At 69.4% G+C, this 17,577-nt stretch carries 15 protein-coding genes; 5 read left to right on the forward strand and 10 right to left on the reverse strand.

The features are described from left to right. Positions 1-579: 579 nt before the first annotated feature. Together ACFVJS_RS16765 and ACFVJS_RS16770 are read right to left on the reverse strand one after the other, a co-directional pair. Entirely contained in the window at positions 580-1,776 is a 1,197-nt protein-coding gene (locus ACFVJS_RS16765) for a winged helix DNA-binding domain-containing protein (RefSeq protein WP_378882334.1), read from the reverse strand. Between the two features lie 24 nt (positions 1,777-1,800). Next, a complete protein-coding gene (locus tag ACFVJS_RS16770; RefSeq protein ID WP_378882336.1) occupies positions 1,801-2,529 on the reverse strand; it encodes a TIGR03936 family radical SAM-associated protein in 729 nt (242 codons plus the stop codon). A 98-nt stretch (positions 2,530-2,627) separates the two neighbouring features. Between ACFVJS_RS16770 and ACFVJS_RS16775 the strand changes: the two genes are divergently transcribed. The 4 genes from ACFVJS_RS16775 to ACFVJS_RS16790 are packed head-to-tail and all read left to right on the forward strand — an operon-like array spanning position 2,628 to position 5,127. Next, entirely contained in the window at positions 2,628-3,617 is a 990-nt protein-coding gene (locus ACFVJS_RS16775) for an endonuclease/exonuclease/phosphatase family protein (RefSeq protein WP_378882338.1), read from the forward strand. A 36-nt stretch (positions 3,618-3,653) separates the two neighbouring features. Continuing rightward, positions 3,654-4,076 (forward strand): GNAT family N-acetyltransferase, encoded by a 423-nt coding sequence (locus ACFVJS_RS16780; RefSeq protein WP_378882341.1) that lies wholly within the window; start codon positions 3,654-3,656, stop codon positions 4,074-4,076. Positions 4,077-4,122: 46 nt separating this feature from the next. Then, positions 4,123-4,506, forward strand: coding sequence for a RidA family protein (locus ACFVJS_RS16785; RefSeq protein ID WP_378882344.1), 384 nt, complete (start codon positions 4,123-4,125; stop codon positions 4,504-4,506). A 42-nt stretch (positions 4,507-4,548) separates the two neighbouring features. After that, positions 4,549-5,127: a GNAT family N-acetyltransferase gene (locus tag ACFVJS_RS16790; protein ID WP_378882347.1), complete on the forward strand. Its 579-nt coding sequence runs from the start codon at positions 4,549-4,551 to the stop codon at positions 5,125-5,127. Positions 5,128-5,131: 4 nt separating this feature from the next. On the opposite strand, the gene ACFVJS_RS16795 is transcribed toward ACFVJS_RS16790, so the two are convergent. Further along, positions 5,132-7,102 (reverse strand): TIGR03960 family B12-binding radical SAM protein, encoded by a 1,971-nt coding sequence (locus ACFVJS_RS16795; protein ID WP_378882350.1) that lies wholly within the window; start codon positions 7,100-7,102, stop codon positions 5,132-5,134. 97 nt (positions 7,103-7,199) lie between these two features. On the opposite strand from ACFVJS_RS16795, the gene ACFVJS_RS16800 reads away from it, so the two are divergent. Beyond that, the gene (locus ACFVJS_RS16800) at positions 7,200-7,871 is read left to right on the forward strand and encodes a class I SAM-dependent methyltransferase (protein ID WP_378882353.1); all 672 of its coding nucleotides are present in this window, start codon (positions 7,200-7,202) and stop codon (positions 7,869-7,871) included. 70 nt (positions 7,872-7,941) lie between these two features. Here the strand turns inward: ACFVJS_RS16800 and ACFVJS_RS16805 are convergent, their stop codons facing one another. The 7 genes from ACFVJS_RS16805 to ACFVJS_RS16835 all read right to left on the reverse strand — a co-directional run bounded on the left by ACFVJS_RS16805 (position 7,942) and on the right by ACFVJS_RS16835 (position 17,263). Continuing rightward, complete coding sequence (locus ACFVJS_RS16805; RefSeq protein WP_378882356.1) at positions 7,942-9,159, reverse strand: S8 family peptidase; 1,218 nt, start codon at positions 9,157-9,159, stop codon at positions 7,942-7,944. 327 nt (positions 9,160-9,486) lie between these two features. After that, positions 9,487-11,169, reverse strand: coding sequence for a S8 family peptidase (locus tag ACFVJS_RS16810; protein ID WP_378882359.1), 1,683 nt, complete (start codon positions 11,167-11,169; stop codon positions 9,487-9,489). 93 nt (positions 11,170-11,262) lie between these two features. Then, positions 11,263-12,486, reverse strand: a complete 1,224-nt coding sequence (gene rodA, locus ACFVJS_RS16815; protein WP_378882362.1) for a rod shape-determining protein RodA — start codon at positions 12,484-12,486, stop codon at positions 11,263-11,265. Between the two features lie 13 nt (positions 12,487-12,499). Continuing rightward, the gene (mrdA, locus tag ACFVJS_RS16820; protein ID WP_378882364.1) at positions 12,500-14,587 is read right to left on the reverse strand and encodes a penicillin-binding protein 2; all 2,088 of its coding nucleotides are present in this window, start codon (positions 14,585-14,587) and stop codon (positions 12,500-12,502) included. A gap of 1 nt (position 14,588) precedes the next feature. Next, entirely contained in the window at positions 14,589-15,122 is a 534-nt protein-coding gene (gene mreD / locus ACFVJS_RS16825; RefSeq protein ID WP_378882370.1) for a rod shape-determining protein MreD, read from the reverse strand. Between the two features lie 88 nt (positions 15,123-15,210). Then, positions 15,211-16,236, reverse strand: coding sequence for a rod shape-determining protein MreC (gene mreC, locus ACFVJS_RS16830; RefSeq protein WP_378882367.1), 1,026 nt, complete (start codon positions 16,234-16,236; stop codon positions 15,211-15,213). A gap of 1 nt (position 16,237) precedes the next feature. Further along, entirely contained in the window at positions 16,238-17,263 is a 1,026-nt protein-coding gene (locus ACFVJS_RS16835) for a rod shape-determining protein (RefSeq protein WP_165113228.1), read from the reverse strand. Positions 17,264-17,577 lie beyond the last annotated feature (314 nt).

Raw genomic sequence — 17,577 nt, forward strand, 5'->3', positions numbered from 1 at the left:
TTCCGCGTCGGTCGTGGGGGCGTCCGCGCTTCGCGCGGTCACTCCTTCGCTCGGCGCGAGAGGACGAGCAAGCTCGCCTCTCGACCTCGCTTCAGTCGTCTCGGTCACCGGAGTCTGCGGCGTTTCAGCGCCGTTCTCGGTGTTCTCGACAGTGGTCTCGTCGGCCATGCCGTTCTCCTCATCCAGGACCTTCACAGGTGCCGGATAGTCAGGTGCCGGGAAACGGGCGCTGCGCAGTATCGAACTTTTTCCACGTAGCAGCCGCGTCGCGGCGCAAAGCTTGTCAGGGCGGCGGCATCCTCCGCAGCGGTGCGTCACAGGCTGCGGTTCGTCACCTGCCGCGGTCGCTCGGCCGTCCGGGACCTTCCCGGGCGAGTCGCTCTCACTGACCTGCTAGGCCTGCGTCGCGGTCTGGTGACGACCTACCTCCTGCGTGCCGGAGTGCGGCCCCGGAGGGCCCACGCCGGCGAGGCGTCGTCGGACTGTCCATTCCTCGGGCCGGGCCCGATTGTTTGAGCAGTCGTCTCGGAGTATCGCATACACCCTGTCAACAGACCGATATCCGGACGCCAACGAAACTCAGGGGAGCTCGGCTTCCTTCATCTGGCGCGACTTGTAGACGTTCACGATCACCACGCCGTCGAGCCACTCGGTGAGCCGCTCCGCCTCGACCGCCAGCGCCGTCCGTCCGGCCTCGCCGATGTCGTGACGCACGATCGGGTGCACCCTGCCGCCGTCGTCCTGCGCCCAGGCCCCCACGATCCGGCCGTCCCACCAGGCGGTGTTGCCGGCGTTGCCGTTGGAGTCGAAGAGGTACGCCACATCCTCCGCGTCCAGGTAGAACCCGCGCTCCCGCCAGCCCATGACGGTGGGGTCGAGGGTGGGCAGCAACGCGGCCCACGGCTCGACCTCGGGCTCCGGAGTGGTGGCGATCGGGTCCTCGGGCAGCACCCAACCGGTGGCACCGCTCTCGAGACCGACCTCGACGGCCGCCACCGCGGCGAGCGCCGCGCGCACGGCCGACTTGGTGGATCCGAGCCACCAGACCAGGTCGGCCTCGGTGCCGGGACCGAAGGTCCACAGCCAGCGGCGGACGAGCGCGGCGTAGCCCTCCTCCGGGGTGAGCGGGACCGGCATCTCCTCGAGCCACGCCTCGGTCAGCGTCCACGCCGGCTTGTTCAGCCGCCAGTGGCCGAGGTTGGTCGCCCGCATCAGCCGTCCCTGCGCGGCGAGGGTGCCGATCACCCAGCGTCCGATCGCGAAGTCACCGCCCCACTTCTTACCGGGAGCGCCCATCCGGAAGCGGGTGTCGAGCTCCGGGACCAGCTCGCGCAGCTGCGTCGTGGTCCGCGGCTCGCCGTCGGCCAGCGCCGCGAGCGTGGCCGCGAACGCCTTCTCGATCCAGCCGTCCTGGTCCTCGTCGATGCCGGCCGCGGTCAGCCACTTGTGGAGGTTCTTCTCCTCCTGGGCGGCCACGCGGGCCGAGGCGCTCCCCCAGGCCGCCGGGACCAGGTCACGCGGGAAGGCGAACAGCGTGCGCCGCATCGCCAGCTGCTTGACCAGCGACCGCTCCTCGTAGAGCGCCCGCTCGACATCCTCGACCCGGAGGTCGCGGACCCGTGCGTGCAGCGCCAGATGGACGGTCGCCGCCTCGGTCGCGTGCCAGACGGTCATCGCCTCCGTCGCAGCGGCCACGTCGGCGTACCTGTGGGCGGGGGCGAGCCCGTGCCGCCGGGCCAGCCTCGCCCGACGCTCGCGGTCGGTGACCATTCTCATCGGCAGCGCCTCACCGCTCGAACACTAGTGCAGCGGGTCGCCGATCGTGCCGGATTCCTCGTCGAAGATGCCCTGGGTGAGTCGGGTGAGCAGCGGCAGCCCGCCGTGCTCGGGACCGACCTTCAGTCCGCCGATGCGCTCCAGACCGGTGACGACGTCGTCGGGACGTACGGACGGGGTGCCGTGCTTGAGCAGCAGCTCCAGCCGGGAGCCGCCCTCGCGGGGCGCCGAGCTGAGTCGCACGACCGCGGCGCGGGCGTCGAACTCGCGCATGCCCTTCTTGGTCATCCGCTCGACGATGACCTCCTCGGCGCCCAGGAACGCCTCGACCGCCGCGGCCGCATCCTCCGGCGCCGTCGGGAGGTCGATGATCCACTCGCTGCCGGTGAGCAGGTCGGCCAACGCACCCTTGGGCGAGGTGGCGGTGTCGACGACGTCGAGCAGGTCGAGACCGTCGGGCATGACCTCGTCGAGGGCGCCCTTGGTCGCGACCGGGTCGACGACCTCGCGCAGCGCGAGCTCGACGTACTCGGCCTCGCTCGCCGCCCCTGTCGGCGCAGCGCCGGCGTAGGAGATCCGCGGGTGCGGGTTGAAGCCCGAGGAGTAGGCCACCGGGATCCGGGCCCGGGCGACCGCGCGCTCGAAGGCGCGACTGAAGTCACGGTGGCTGGTGAACCGGAGCCGACCGCGCTTGGCGTAGCGGATGCGGAGACGCTGGACCGGCGGGGCCTGCTGTTCGGGCTGTTGACGCACGGGTCGATTATGTCGGTCGGACGCCCGATGACCCACATGGCGAATGGAAAGCCAACGGAATGTAACGGCTTGCCTACGAAAAATGGGAGACTCGCGCGGTGACCCACCACAGACGCAGGACGATCTCGGTACGCCTCAAGGAGCTGTTGCCGATCCTCGCGGTGGTCCTCACCGTCGGCGCCATCGCCGGCCTGACCGTCCTCGCACCGCGTCTGGGGGACGCGAGGCAGGCCTCCGCCGATGCCTCCTCCACGCCGAGCGCCGACCCTCTCCGGGCCTCCGCGACGCCCTCGCCTTCGTCGTCGGAGCCGCTGCCGAAGTTCAAGACCCTGGAGGCACCACCGGCGATCGACAAGGTCCCGAAGAAGCCGAAGATCGACCCGTGCGCGGTCCCGCGCAAGCTGACCGTGATGACCTTCAACATCAAGGGTGGCCGGGTCTCCCCCGGCGAGCTCGGCGGCATCGCCGGCGTGATCCGCGACTCCGGTGCCGACGTCGTACTCCTCCAAGAGGTCGACCAGAACCGCCGCCGCTCGGGCAACGTCGACCAGCCCGCGATCATCGCCTCACAGCTGGGCATGCAGTCCGTCTTCGGCGCCAACGACTACATCACCGACCGTGGTGGCTACGGCACCGCGATCCTGTCCCGCTTCCCCATCGCGGAGTCCGGCAACACCCACCTGCCCAACCGCGACGGCAAGGAGCAGCGCGGGCTGCTGCGGGCCAACATCATGGTCGAGGGCCAGCGCCTGGTCGTCTTCAACACCCACCTCGACCACACCTCGGACTCGCTGAGGCAGGCGCAGATCGGTGCGGTCATGTCCAAGGTGAACGCCTACGACGGCGCCAAGCTCCTCGGCGGCGACCTCAACGCCGGCTCCGGCTCCGGCGTCCTGAGCACCGCCCTGGCCACCCTGACCGACGCCGGTGCCTCCCTCGGCGCCAGCCACGACGGCGGCGGCCGCGTCGACTACCTGCTCCCCAACTCCTGGCTCGAGGCCGGCGACGGCCGGGTCACCCCCACCGGCCTGTCGGACCACCACGCGGTCAGCATCGACTTCGCCCTGCGCGGCGCCGCGGACTGCTGAGCCAGCAGCGCTCGTCGGCGTGGGACACTTCGGGCCGTGATCGAGCTGCGCCCTGCCGTTGTTTCTGACGTCCCCACCCTCATCGCCCTGTGGGAGGTGGCCGCGGAGAACGACTCGCGGCCGACCGACTCCCCGGCGAAGGTCGAGGCGTTGATCGCTCGCGACCCCGAGGCCTGCACGGTCGCGGTCACCCCGGACGGCCGGATCGTCGGCTCCCTGATCTCCGGCTGGGACGGCTGGCGCGCCCACCTCTACCGACTGGCGGTCCACCCCGACGTACGCCGCCAGGGGCTCGCCCGCCGCCTGCTGGCCCACGCCGAAGACCGCCTCGTGGCCCTGGGGGCGAGCCGCATCGACGCGATGGTCCTGGAGGGCAACGACCTGGGCCAGTCGCTGTGGAAGAGCTCGGGCTACGAGTCTCAGTCGGAGTGGCGACGCTGGGTCCGCCCGGTCGGCTGAGCGGTAATCAGTCGCCTGGATCGCGCGTCGGGTCTACCTTCGGCGAGTGGATTTCCTGACTCCCGAAGATCTGCCCGCACCCGCCGGCTACAGCCACGTGGTGATCACCGATCCCGGCGCCCGACTGGTCGTGACCTCGGGCCAGGTCGGCATCACCGCCGACGGCGCCGTCGCCGACGGCTGGGAGGCGCAGACCCGGCAGACCTTCACCAACCTCGGCGTCGCCCTGGCCGCCGCGGGCGCCACCTGGGCGGATGTCGTGAAGCTCACCTACTTCGTCGTCTCCACCGACGAGCTGCCGCTGATCCGGTCGGTCCGCGACGAGTTCGTCGACGTCGCGCGCCCACCGGCCAGCTCCTTGGTCCAGGTCGCAGGCCTCTTCCGCCCCGACGTGCTCATCGAGATCGAGGCCACCGCCGCGATCCGCTGATCGACTCACACCGCCAAAGTGCCGGCGTCGCCGGAACCACACATGTGCGGGATCCTGGCCGCCTCACGGCCGCAATCGCACGTCACTTCCCCGCACATCTTCGAAACCTGCGGGCTGACAGGACGAAGTGACGGCTACGCTCACCGATGTGGCTCCTCAGCCTTCATTCGCGGTTCGTCGCGCGATGGGTTCGGATGCCGCCACTCTGCGCGCGATCGCCCTCGAAGCGTACGAGGGCTATCTCCCGCGGATGAGGGGTCAACGGCCGGGGCCGTTGGATGCCGACTACGACGAGCTCGTGACGTCCGCCGAGGTGTGGGTCGTGACCAAGGGACTGCCGACATCAAGGGATTCATCGTGCTACTCCCGTCGCCTGACGACTTCGTGCTGGACAACATCGCGGTCCGGCCCGGGAACCATGGCCAGGGATATGGCCGACACCTGCTCGCGCTCGCCGAGGCGCGAGCGATCGCCGTGGGCGCCGAGGTCATCCGTCTGTACACCCACGAGACGATGGTCGAGAACCAGCGTCTCTACGAGCGCATCGGCTATGTCGAGACTTCCCGCCGCGATGATCGCGGATTCGGTCGCGTCTTCTTCGAGAAGCGGATCGAGCCCTGACCGATCAGACGACGCTCAGCGGCAGCAGCTTCTGACCCGTCGGGCCGATCTGGATCTCGGTGTTCATCTCCGGGCAGACGCCGCAGTCGTAGCAGGGAGTCCAGCGGCAGTCCTCGACCTCGATGTCCTCGCCGTCGGCGGCGGCGAGGGCGTCCTCCCAGTCGGCCCAGAGCCAGTCCTTGTCGAGGCCGGAGTCGAGGTGGTCCCAGGGAAGGATCTCGTCGTACTCCCGCTCGCGGGTGGTGTACCAGTCGAGGTCGACACCGGTGCCGGCCAGGCCCTTCTCGGCCGCGGCGACCCAGCGGTCGTAGGAGAAGTGCTCGCTCCAGCCGTCGAAGCGACCGCCGTCGCGCCAGACCTGCTCGATGATCGCGCCGACGCGGCGGTCGCCGCGGGACAGCAGGCCCTCGACGATGCCGGGCTTGCCGTCGTGGTAGCGGAAGCCGATCGCGCGGCCGAACTTCTTGTCGGAGCGGACGACGTCGCGCAGCTTCTGCAGCCGGTCGTCGGTGGTCTCGTGGTCGAGCTGGGCGGCCCACTGGAAGGGCGTGTGCGGCTTGGGTACGAAGCCACCGATCGAGACGGTGCAGCGGATGTCGTTGCGGCCGGAGACCTCGCGGCCCTTCGCGATGACCTTCTTGGCCAGCTCGGCGATCTGGAGGACGTCCTCGTCGGTCTCGGTGGGCAGGCCGCACATGAAGTAGAGCTTCACCTGGCGCCAGCCGTGAGAGTACGCGGCACCGACGGTGCGGATCAGGTCCTCCTCGGTCACCATCTTGTTGATGACCTTCCGCATCCGCTCGGAGCCACCCTCCGGCGCGAAGGTCAGGCCCGAGCGACGACCGTTGCGGGAGAACTCGTTGGCGAGGGTGATGTTGAAGGCGTCGACGCGGGTCGAGGGCAGCGAGAGCGACACGTTGGAGCCCTCGTAGCGGTCGGCCAGACCGGTCGCGACGTCACCGATCTCGGTGTGGTCGGCGCTCGACAGCGAGAGCAGCCCGACCTCCTCGAAGCCGGACTTGCGGATGCCGTTCTCGACCATGTCACCGATGGTGGTGATCGACCGCTCGCGCACGGGACGGGTGATCATCCCGGCCTGGCAGAAGCGGCAGCCGCGGGTGCAGCCGCGGAAGATCTCCACCGAGAACCGCTCGTGGACGGTCTCGGCCAGGGGCACCAGGGGATTGCGCGGGTAGGGCCAGGCGTCGAGGTCCATCAGGGTGTGCTTGCGCACTCGCCACGGGATGTCGGGACGGTTGGGCACCACAGCCTCGATCTGGCCGTCGGCGGCGTAGGTGACGTCGTAGAACTTGGGGACGTAGACCGCCCCGGAGACGGCCAGCCGTCGCAGCAGCTCGTCGCGCCCGCCGGGGCGACCGTCCTGCTTCCACTCGCGCACGACCTCGGAGATCTTGAGCACGACCTCCTCACCGTCGCCGAGCACGGCGGCGTCGAGGAAGTCGGCGATCGGCTCGGGGTTGAACGCGGCGTGGCCACCGGCGAGCACCACCGGGTCGTCGTCGCCACGGTCGACCGCATGCAGCGGGATCCCGGCGAGGTCGAGGGCGTTGAGCATGTTGGTGTAGCCGAGCTCGGTCGAGAAGCTGAGCCCGAAGACGTCGAACGCCTTCACCGGACGGTGGGCGTCGACGGTGAACTGCGGGATCGGGCCCTGCTCGTCGCCCTCGCGCATGATCTTCTCGAGGTCGGGCCAGACCGCGTAGGTGCGCTCCGCCGCGATCCAGTCACGCTCGTTGAGCACCTCGTAGAGGATCTGCACACCCTGGTTGGGCAGGCCGACCTCGTAGGCGTCCGGGTACATCAGCGCCCAGCGCACCTCGACGTCGTTCCACTCCTTGACGGTCGAGTTGAGCTCCCCACCGACGTACTGGATCGGCTTGGACACCAGCGCCAGGCGCGGCTCCAGCCGAGGGAAGACAGACTCAGGAACGAGGTCGCTCTGGGCGACGGTCACGATGGGCACCTCAAAGCTCGGGAACGATCAACCCCAAGCGTACGCCGCCCCCGGACTCCCCTACCAAACCTCGCGCCGCGAGGACAGACTGCCGGGCATGGCATTGCGTACGTGGGCGGCAGAGTTCGGCGGAGGGACCGTGGCGACGACCATGGCCGCGATCAACGCCCGGCACCCGTGGAGCCACAACGACCACTTCCACAGCTGGATCCTGGCGAACCTGCCGAAGCGGCGCCGAGCGGCTCTGGACGTCGGCTGTGGCCGCGGGGAGCTCGTGGCCACGCTGGCACCGATGTTCGACACGGTGCACGGAAATGATCGCGACGAGGAGATGCTCCGGCACGCCGGCGCGCGCTGCGCCGGCCTCCCCAACGTCACGATCGACGGGAGCTCGTGGAACGAGGCCGCCGGGCCGTTCGATCTGATCACGATGGTCGCCGTCCTGCACCATCTCGACGTCGCCGACGCGCTCGACGCGGTCCGCCGACTGCTCGGCCCCGACGGCCGGTTCCTGGCGGTCGGGCTCGCTCCCCCTCGAAGTGCGACGGACCATCTGTGGGACCTCGCCTCAGCCGTGACCAACCCGCTGATCGGCTACGTCAAACATCCGTGGCCCGCGGCCGAGGCGCCGGACACGGCGGTCCCCGTCAAGGATCCGACCATGCCTCTCGACGACCTGCGCGAGATCGTCCTCGATGTGATGCCCGGCGCCACCATCCGGCGTCGCCTCGGCTTCCGGCACACGATCGCGTGGACGAAGCCGACGTAGCGGGACGCAGGACAGCCGCTGGGGCCGCCCCTCCCGGACGGCCCCAGCGACCTCAGCTCTGAGCGTCAGCTCAGAACACGGTGGTGAGCAGCAGGTTCGGGGAACCGGTGCCCGGGTTGGTGACCACGTCGGGGATGGCGGCGCCGGTCAGGCCCGTGGCGACGTCGGCCGGGGTGGCCGAGGGGTTCGCCTCGAGGAAGAGCGCGGCGGCACCGGCGACGTGGGGAGTCGCCATCGAGGTGCCCGAGATGGTGTTGGTCGAGCCGTCGTTCCAGGCCGAGGTGATGTCGACACCCGGCGCGAAGAGGTCGAGGCACTCACCGGTGTTGGAGAAGTCCGCGGCGGCGTCGGCGTTGTCGGTGGCACCGACGGTGATCGCCTCCGGCACGGCGGCCGGCGAGGAGCCACAGGCGTCGGAGCTCTCGTTGCCGGCCGCGACGGCATAGGTCACGCCGTCGGCGATCGAGGCCTGGACGGCCGCGTCGAGAGCGGGGTCGTTGCCGCCGCCGAGCGACATGTTGGCGACCGCCGGACCGTCGGTGTGGTTCTCGGTGACCCACTCGATGCCGGCGACGACACCCTCGGTGGTGCCGGAGCCCTGGTCGTCGAGGACGCGGACCGGAACGATCGTGGCCTCCTTGGCGACGCCGTAGGTGGTGCCCGCGACGGTGCCCGCGACGTGGGTGCCGTGGCCGTTGCCGTCGGCCGGGTCGGTGTCGCCGTCGACGGCGTCGAAACCCTCGCCGATCCGGCCGCTGAACTCCGAGTGGTCGGTCGCGACGCCGGTGTCGATGATGTAGGCGGTCACGCCCTCCCCGGTCTGCTCGTAGTGGTAGTTCTTGTCGAGCGGCAGGGCGGCCTGGTCGATGCGGTCGAGACCCCAGGTCGGGTCCGCCTGGTCACCCTGGGTGGTGTAGCGGTGGTTGGCCTGCACGTAGGCGACGTCCGGGTTGTCGCGGACCTCGGCGAGCGCGTCCTTGTCGAGCTCGGCTGAGAAGCCGTTGAACGCGGTGTTGAAGACCTCGCGTACGTCGCCGCCGGCGGCGCGGGCGTCGCTGCGTACGGACCTGGCCTCGGACCTCGCGACGTCGCTGCTGCCCTGCTTCTTCATCACCACGATGTACTCACCCTCGATTGCGGTCGAGGCGTCCGCGCCGCGCAACGGCGCCGGACTGTCCGCGGCTCCGGCCGGGACGGTGAAGGCGATCGCCGAAGCTGTTGCTCCCACAGCTACGGCGGAGATGACTGCCGGTGCCTTGAGGGCACGGCTCTTGATGGTTCGGTTCACGAACTGACTCCCGTCATCGTGCGGCCCGATGGGGCCACAACCATTCATTGCACCGGACTCGGGATCCGCCTGTGGGCGGTCCCACGCGCAGACCTCACACGTGCCGGCCGAACGCCCTGCGCCCTCCCTACGGCCGCAACCCGAAGCGTTCGGCCAACCACGTAACCACGTTACGTAGAACCCGTAACGACCCAACTCTTCGCATTGCAGCAACGTGCAGATACCAACGTGAACGGCTGTAAACAGCCTGGAAACAGTCCCCATACAACACGCCGGGCCGCCCGCGTTACGCGAGCGACCCGGCGCAGATCACAGATGGCTGAACGATCAGGCGATCGAGGTGTCGTCGATCAGGAAGCTGGTCCCGAGCGAGGAGTCCTCGGTGCCGGTGAACGTCAGTGTGACGGTGCTACCGGCGTAGGCGCCCAGGGAGAACGACTTCAACGAGTACGAAGAGCTCGCGTTCAGGTTGGAGTAGGTCGCCAGGGTCGTCGAGCCGATCTTGACGGTCAGCTTGTCGTAGGCCGTCGAGGTGGTCGTCTCGTTGGTGATCACCCGCAGATAGAACGACAGGGTCTTGCCGGTCGTGGGCAGGGTGACCGACTGCGAGAGCGTGTCGGTGTGGGTCGAGCCGTAGCCGTTCAGCCACGCCTTGTAGGAGCCCGTACGCGCCGGGGCGGAGGTCGAGTTGTCGATCACGCCCGAGGAGCTGGACCAGCTGGTCGCGCCCGACTCGAAGCCCGGGTTCTTCAGCAGGTTGCCGGTGGTCGGCGGGTCCGTCGGGTCGGTGCCACCGCTCCACAGCGAGTAGAGCAGGCGGTTGGGCGACCCGGTGCCGGGCGAGGTGACGACGCCGGAGGTCGCGTTGGAGACGATCGCCGAGGAGACCGACGACGGCGAGGCCGTCGGGTTCGCCTGCAGGTAGAGCGCCGCCACACCGGCGACGTGCGGGGTCGCCATCGAGGTACCGGAGATGGTGTTGGTCGCGGTGTTCGAGGTGTGCCAGGCCGAGGTGATGGAGGAACCCGGGGCGAACAGGTCGAGGCACGAGCCGATGTTGGAGAAGCTCGACCGGGCGTCGGTGTTGGTCGTCGAGCCGACGGTCAGAGCCCCCGCGACGCGAGCCGGCGAGCCGTTGCACGCGTTGGCGCCGGAGTCGTTGCCCGCCGCCACGGCGTAGGTGACGCCGTCGGCGATCGAGTTGGAGACCGCGGAGTCGAGAGTCGAGGAGACCCCGCCGCCGAGCGACATGTTGGCGACCGCCGGACCGGAGGTGTGGTTGGAGGTCACCCAGTTCACACCGGCGATCACACCGGCGGTCGTGCCGGAGCCGGAGGCGTCGAGCACGCGGACGGGCACGAGCGTGACGTTCTTGGCGACGCCGTACGTCGATCCGCCGACGGTGCCGGCGACGTGGGTGCCGTGGCCGTTCTCGTCCTCGGTGGTGGACCCGATGGCGGTGTAGCCCGAGGTCACCCGGCCGCCGAAGTCCGCGTGCGCGGACCGGATGCCGGTGTCGATGATGTAGGCCTTCACCCCGGAACCGGTGTAGTCGTAGTGGTAGTTCGAGTTCAGTGGCAGGTTGCGCTGGTCGATCCGGTTGAGGCCCCAGGTGGGGTTCGCCTGGTCGCCGCTGGCCTTCACGACCTGGTTGGCCTCGATGTAGTCGACATCGGGGTCGTTGCGGAGCGCGTCGAGCGCGTCGGCGTCGAGCGTGGCGGAGAACCCGGTGATCGCCTTGTCGTAGGCGTACTTCACCGAGCCGCCCTTCTCCTTGGCGAGCGCGCGGGCCTCGGCGGCGTTGGCCTTGGCCGCGGCACCGTTGCCCTTCATCACGACGATGTAGGAGTTGTCGATGGCGGTCGACTTGTCGGCACCGATCAGCGGTGCCGGGTTGTCGGCCGCGCCGGCGGGACCGGACATGGCCAGGATGGTCGTGGCGGCGCCGACGGCGGTCACCGTCGCTGCCGCGAGTGCGCCGAGGCGCTGGATCTTGTGGGGTCGGTTCACGATTACTGCTCCCGTCGTCAAGCAGCCTCGGGTTGAGGGCTGCAAGGGATCACGGATGCCCTGTGGGGCAACCGGGAGGGAACGTAATCGAGTTTAATTTCGATGAAACGCGACATCTTTTCGCACTGCAGCAACCTGCAGGCGATCACGCGAGCGGAGGTCCTGAAGTGGTCCGGACCGGTCCAGACCGGTGCGCCGCGAGCGGCCCGAGATGCCGAGCAGCAGACCCACCGCCAGCAGCGCCGCGATCATCGAGGAGCCGCCGTAGGACAGCAACGGTAGCGGCACCCCGGTGACCGGCATGATGCCCAGGCACATGCCGATGTTCTGGAAGCTCTGGATGCCGAGCCAGCACACGATCCCGGCGGCGGCGACGCGTCCGAAGAGGTCGTCGGTGCGCGCCGCGATCCGCAGCCCGCGCCACAGCACGACACCGATCAGCGCGATCACCAGCAGCGAGCCGACGAGCCCGAGCTCCTCCCCCACGACGGTGAAGATGAAGTCGGTGTGCTGCTCGGGGACGAAGCCCGCGCGCGCCTGCGAGCCCTGGAAGAGGCCCTGGCCGAAGATGCCGCCGTCGCCGATCGCGATCCGGGCCTGCTGCACGTTGTAGCCCGCGCCGCGCGGATCGAGCGACGGATCGGTGAACGCCATGAACCGGTTGATCTGGTATTGCTTCAGCACCCCGGTCGCGATCACGGTCGTGGCACCTGCCACGCCCGTCAGCGCCAGCAGGGCGAGCCATCGTCGTGGTGTTCCCGCGGCGGCGAGCACACAGAAGACCGTCACGCCCAGCACCAGCGTGGTGCCGAGGTCGGGCTGGAGCAGGACCAGGACGATCGGCACCGCCGCGACCAGGATCATCGCGACCACGTCGCCGAGCGAGACCCGGGCCTGCCAGCGGCCCTCGCTGCGCTCGGCCAGGACCAGTGCCATCGCGATGACGACAGCCAGCTTGGCCAGCTCAGAGGGCTGGACCTGCACCGGCCCGAGGCTCACCCACGACTTCGACCCGTTGACCGTCGAGCCCATCACGAGCACCAGCACCAGGCCGATCACCGCGCCCACGTAGACCACCGGCGTCAGCAGTCGGACCCAGCGGTGGTTGGTGGCGACCACGCCCACCATCAGCACCAGCCCCACGGCCACGTTGATCGCCTGTTTGCGCAGGTAGGCGGTGGTGTCGCCGCCGGTGAGCGCGTCGCGGTGGATGGTCGCGGACCAGACCAGCAGCACCGACAGTCCCACCAGGAGCAGCACCGCGCCGAGGAGGACGAGGTCGATGCGGCGTACGAAGGCCATCACGTCGTTCTTCATCGTTGTGGCCCGCTCAGTCCTTCGGGGCGACGATCGAGCCGTCGGCGCCGAACGCCGGCAGGTTCTTCGGCGGGTCGATGCCCTTGATCGCGGCCTTGTCGGGCCGGACCACGGCTCCACCCTCCTCGATCCCGTAGAGCGACTCCCACAGCTTGCGTACCGAATCACCCACGGCACCCGAGCCGGTGCCGCCCTGGGAGATCGTCATGATGATGACGTACTTCTTGTTGTACGTCGCCACCCAGCCGGTCGTCTGCTTGCCGGTGACCTCGGCGGTGCCGGTCTTGCCGCGCACCTTCACCTCGTCGAGCGGGAACCCTCCGAACTTCCAGGCCAGGGTGCCGGTGCGCGTGGTGCCGAGCAGCGCGTCGTTGACGTAGTCGATGCTCTTGGCCGACATGTTGACCTTGCCCGCGACCTTGGGGTCGATCTTCTCGACCACGGTGCCGTCGCCGCTGACGACCGCCTTGCCGATCCTGGGCTCGAAGAGAGTGCCGCCGTTGGCCAGCGCCGCGTACGCGCGAGCGAGCTGGATCGGGGTGACCATGGTGTCGCCCTGGCCGATCGAGAAGTTCACCGCGTCACCGGTGCGGTAGTAGTTGCCCTCGATGCAGAACTCGTGGGCGAACAGCTGCAGGAACGAGGACGGCGCGTTCTTCTTCTCGTCCATCCGGCAGTAGTAGTCCTTCATGGCCTCGTAGTACTCGGCCTTCCACTTCCGGTCCGCGATCCGGCCCGACGACTCCCCGGGCAGGTCGATGCCGGTGCGCTTGCCGAAGCCGAACGCCTTGGCGGTCTCGACCAGCGGGTCCTTGGCGTTGACGTCGGCCGGGTTCGAGCCGTACTTCCGCCAGTAGTCGACCGCGACCCGGTAGAAGAAGGTGTTGCAGGAGACCTGGAGCGCCTGGGCGAAGTCGATGAAGCCGTAGGGGGCCGACTCGTAGTTCTTGAACCAGCGGTTGCCGACCTGGAGCCCGCTGGAGCAGTCGAGACGGCTGTCGCGGCTGTAGCCGTTGTTGAGCGCGCCGACCGTCATGAACGGCTTCCACGTCGAGCCGGGCGCGAACTGGCCCTGCGTCGCCCGCGGCAGCAGCGGGTAGCCCGCCTTCTCGGAGTAGAGCCGGTCGAGCTGCTTCTGGGTGATGCCGCCGACCCACTCCTCGGGGTCGTACGTCGGCTGGTTCGCCATCGCGACCAGCCGGCCGGTCTGCGCCTCCATGATCACGACCGAGCCGGAGTCGGCCTCGAAGTTGCGTCCGGTGATCTTGTCGAAGGTGCCGCGCGCGGTCTCGATCGACTCGGCCAGCAGCTTCTCGGCGCGGCCCTGCACCTTGGCGTCGATGCTGGTCACCAGCGTGTCTCCGGGCTGGGAGGCCACCGAGTCGCCGCGGCCGATCTCACGACCGAGCGAGTCGACGGTGACCGTGTCGTAGCCGGGCATACCGCGCAGCCACTGGTCGTACTCTTTCTCGACCCCGGACCGTCCCACCATCGAGGTGATGTTGAGCGACTCGTCGCCGCGCTCCCGGGCGTCGTCGTTCTCGTCCTCGGTGATCGGCGAGAGATAGCCGAGCACGCCGGCGGCGTTGATGCCGTAGGGGCTCGGGTAGGAGCGCAGCGTCTGCTTGTCGGCGACCACCCCGGGGAAGTCCTCGGGCTGCTCGAGGATGCGCAGCGCGGTCGACTCGGAGACGTCGGTGGCGATCGGCACCGGCTGGTAGCGGGTGCCGGACCAGCTGGCGATCGCCTCGTTCTGCTTCTTCGGGGACACGTCGACGGCCTTGGCGACGCGCTCCATCAGCGTCTTGCGGTCGTCGTCCTCGAGCCCGTCGAGCACGCTCTGGTCGAGGCTGACCACCCAGGCCGAGCGGTTGGTCACCATGGGCCGGCCCTGGGCGTCGACGATGATGCCGCGCACCGGCTGACGCACGATCTCGCGCTTCGACTGCGAGGCGGCGGCCGCCTGATAGGCGTCGCCGTGGCGCACCTGCAGGTAGAAGAGCCGGACCCCGAGCGTGGCCAGCAGCGAGAAGACGAGCGCCTGGATCACGATCAGCCGCAGCCGGCTGACCTGCGCGGTGGGCAGACGACTCCGAGCCATCTCAGAGATCCCCCTTGCCGATCAGCCAGAACAGCGCCGGGATCAGCAGCGGTGCCAGCAGCAGGTCGTAGCCGACGCTGATCGCCACCGTCGGCAGCAGGGTCAGCGGCGCCTCGCCGAGGATCAGGCCGCTGACCGCGAAGATGCTGACTCCGATGAACGCGCAGGTGGCGACCGTGGCCATCACCGTCATCGCGTTGGGACGGAGCTGGTCGTTGTGGGCGATGCTGCCCTCGCGTACGCGGCCGGCGACGTAGCCCACGATCAGCAGCGCGAGCGCCCACCGGCCGGCGGTGTGATCGGCGGGCGGCGCCAGGTCGAGGAGCACGCCGGCGGCGAACCCGGTCACCATCCCTGCCTGCCCGCCGCGGGTGAGCGCGACCGCGAGGACGACCAGAAGGGCCAGGTCGGGCGTGATGCCGCGGATGGCGAAGGCGGGCGCCACGCTCAGCTGGAGGACGATCGCGATCACGATCAGCAGGCCGACCAGGACGTTGCGCAGCACCGGGGCCGCGCCGGAGGCACGGGCTTCCATGTCACTCACGCCAGCACCTCCGTAGCGCAAGCGCCAGAATACGGACGCGGTGGCGTGTTGATTGTCTGGTTCGCTCGCTGGCGCTCCCTCATCGCAGCTCTCCTTCCGGCGTGACCACAGCTCGGTCGCTCATGGTGCCGTTGGGCACCACCACCCCGACGACGTCGAGCGAGCCGAAGTCGACGTACGGCTTGATCCGCACCGTCCGCGAGGAGTCGCGAACGCTCGCGAAGGTGTCGGTGACCTCTCCGATCGGCAGTCCGGAGACGTACGGCGCGGCCCGGCCGTCACCCCAGGTGATCACCGTCTCGCCCTTGAGCGGGGCGGCGGTCTGGTCGACGAGATCGAGGGTCAGCAGACCGGAGTCGGCACCACCGGCGACCACGCCGGAGCCGCGGACCATGCCCACCTGACCGGACTTCTGGCCGCTGCGGTCCACACCGCCGACCCGGCCACCGACGACCGAGGCGGCGTCGACGATCAGCAGGACGGTGGCGCTGGTCTTGGTGACACGTAGGACCCGGCCGGCCAGGCCGTCGCCGGTCACGACCGACATGTCGGACCTGATCCCGGCGGCGCTGCCGGCATCGATGGTGACGGTGCGGTTGAAGGTCTGGGCGGGGCCGTGCGCGGTGACCCGGGCCGGCACCAGGGAGTAGCCGAGGTCCTCGGCGGCGCGGGTGATCGACTCGTATTCGGCGAGCTTGGCGCGGCCGTAGTCGGTGACCTCGACCTGGCGGCGCAGCGTGGCGTTCTCCGCCTCGAGCTTCGCGATCCGCTCGCGGAAGTCGTCACGGCTGTCGAACCACTCCGGGATCCCGGTGAACGGGCGGGCCACCATCGCCGCGCCGGTCTCGAGCGGGGAGATCACCTCGCCGACCGCCGTGCGGGCCGGCTCCAGGACGGGGGTCTGGTCGAGCGTGGCCAGGGTCGCGCAGCACAGGATCAGTGCGATCAGCCAGGAGCGCTTCGGGCCACCGCCGCCGGCGCTCGTCTCGAGGCTGCCGCGGCGGTTGAGCCTCTCCCGCGGCGTACGGACCACGGGTTTGGGGCCTTTGCGCTGTTCCAGCCCTTTGCGCAGACGTTCGCTGGGGCGGGGGCTCAGCAACGACACGTCACCATCTCCTGTTCTCGTTCACCAGGACGGGGCGGAGCACGTCGTAGTCCTCGACACAGCGACCGGCGCCCATCGCGACCGAGGTCAGCGGGGACTCGGCGATGTGGACCGGCATGCCGGTCTCGTGACGCAGGCGCTCGTCGAGACCGCGGAGGAGGGCACCGCCGCCGGTCAGCACGATGCCGCGGTCCATGATGTCGCCGGCCAGCTCGGGCGGGGTCTGGTCGAGCGTGGACCGGACCGCGTCGAAGATGTCGTGGAGCGGCTCCTCGATCGCCTTGCGCACCTCGGCGCTCGAGACCGTCACCGTGCGCGGCAGGCCGCTGACCAGATCCCTCCCGCGGATCTCGGCCTCGGGCTCGTTGGGCAGCGGCCACACCGAGCCGAGGGTCATCTTGACCTCCTCGGCGGTGCGCTCGCCCAGGAGCAGCGCGTGCTCCTTCTTCAGCCAGGTCATGATCGCGTTGTCGAGCTGGTGGCCAGCGGTGCGGATCGACTGGCTCGTCACGATTCCGCCGAGGCTGATCACCGCGACCTCGGTGGTGCCGCCGCCGATGTCGACGACCATGTTGCCGGTCGGCATGTGCACCGGGAGCCCGGCGCCGATCGCGGCCGCCATCGGCTCCTCGATGATGTTCACCATCCGCGCGCCGGACTGGTAACCGGCCTCCTTCACCGCGCGGATCTCGACCGCGGTGATCCCGGACGGGACGCAGATGACCATCCGCGGCTTGGCGAAGTAGCGGCGCCGGTGCACCTGCTGGATGAAGTAGCGCAGCATCTGCTCGGTCGCCTCGAAGTCGGCGATCACGCCGTCCTTCAGCGGCCGCAGCGCGACGATGTCGTCGGGCGTACGTCCCAGCATCTTCTTGGCCTCATGGCCGACGGCGACCATCTCGCCGGTGTTCTTGTTGAGCGCGACCACACTCGGCTCATCGACAAGGACGCCCTTGCCACGGACGTAGACGAGTGTGTTTGCGGTGCCGAGGTCCACCGCCATGTCACGTCCAATGATGCTCGCCATACGTCCTCGCGTTCCCGGGGCGCCGCGTCGGGGATCTGTGCTGCAGGATGCGGGCCTGCCGACGAGGCTACGAAGGTCCGAGCCCCAAAGCGGAGAGGCTCGCCGAAACCGCAACGATACGGGGTGCACCCAGGGCTCCGAAGCAGGGGATGGCTGTGTTCACCAGGTGTTGCGGAACGGCTCACGGAGGCCCTGGAAAGGGGCGTCGTGGCGGCAGGGATCGCGATCGCAGACGCGGCGCGGTCGCCACGCTGATCTGCTGGCGGCGACCGCCCACGGATCCGAAAATGACAGATCGCGCCGGTAGGACCTAC

The organism is Nocardioides sp. NPDC057772 (assembly GCF_042798075.1).
GTDB lineage: Bacteria > Actinomycetota > Actinomycetes > Propionibacteriales > Nocardioidaceae > Nocardioides.

What these genes read in the sequence shown, in the direction of transcription:
- ACFVJS_RS16765 (WP_378882334.1), bottom strand. Translation starts at nt 1,776, where the DNA reads ATGAGAATGGTCACCGACCGCGAGCGTCGGGCGAGGCTGGCCCGGCGG.
- ACFVJS_RS16790 (WP_378882347.1), top strand. Translation starts at nt 4,549, where the DNA reads ATGTGCGGGATCCTGGCCGCCTCACGGCCGCAATCGCACGTCACTTCC.
- ACFVJS_RS16800 (WP_378882353.1), top strand. Translation starts at nt 7,200, where the DNA reads ATGGCATTGCGTACGTGGGCGGCAGAGTTCGGCGGAGGGACCGTGGCG.
- rodA (WP_378882362.1), bottom strand. Translation starts at nt 12,486, where the DNA reads ATGAAGAACGACGTGATGGCCTTCGTACGCCGCATCGACCTCGTCCTC.
- mrdA (WP_378882364.1), bottom strand. Translation starts at nt 14,587, where the DNA reads ATGGCTCGGAGTCGTCTGCCCACCGCGCAGGTCAGCCGGCTGCGGCTG.
- mreD (WP_378882370.1), bottom strand. Translation starts at nt 15,122, where the DNA reads ATGGAAGCCCGTGCCTCCGGCGCGGCCCCGGTGCTGCGCAACGTCCTG.
- ACFVJS_RS16835 (WP_165113228.1), bottom strand. Translation starts at nt 17,263, where the DNA reads ATGGCGAGCATCATTGGACGTGACATGGCGGTGGACCTCGGCACCGCA.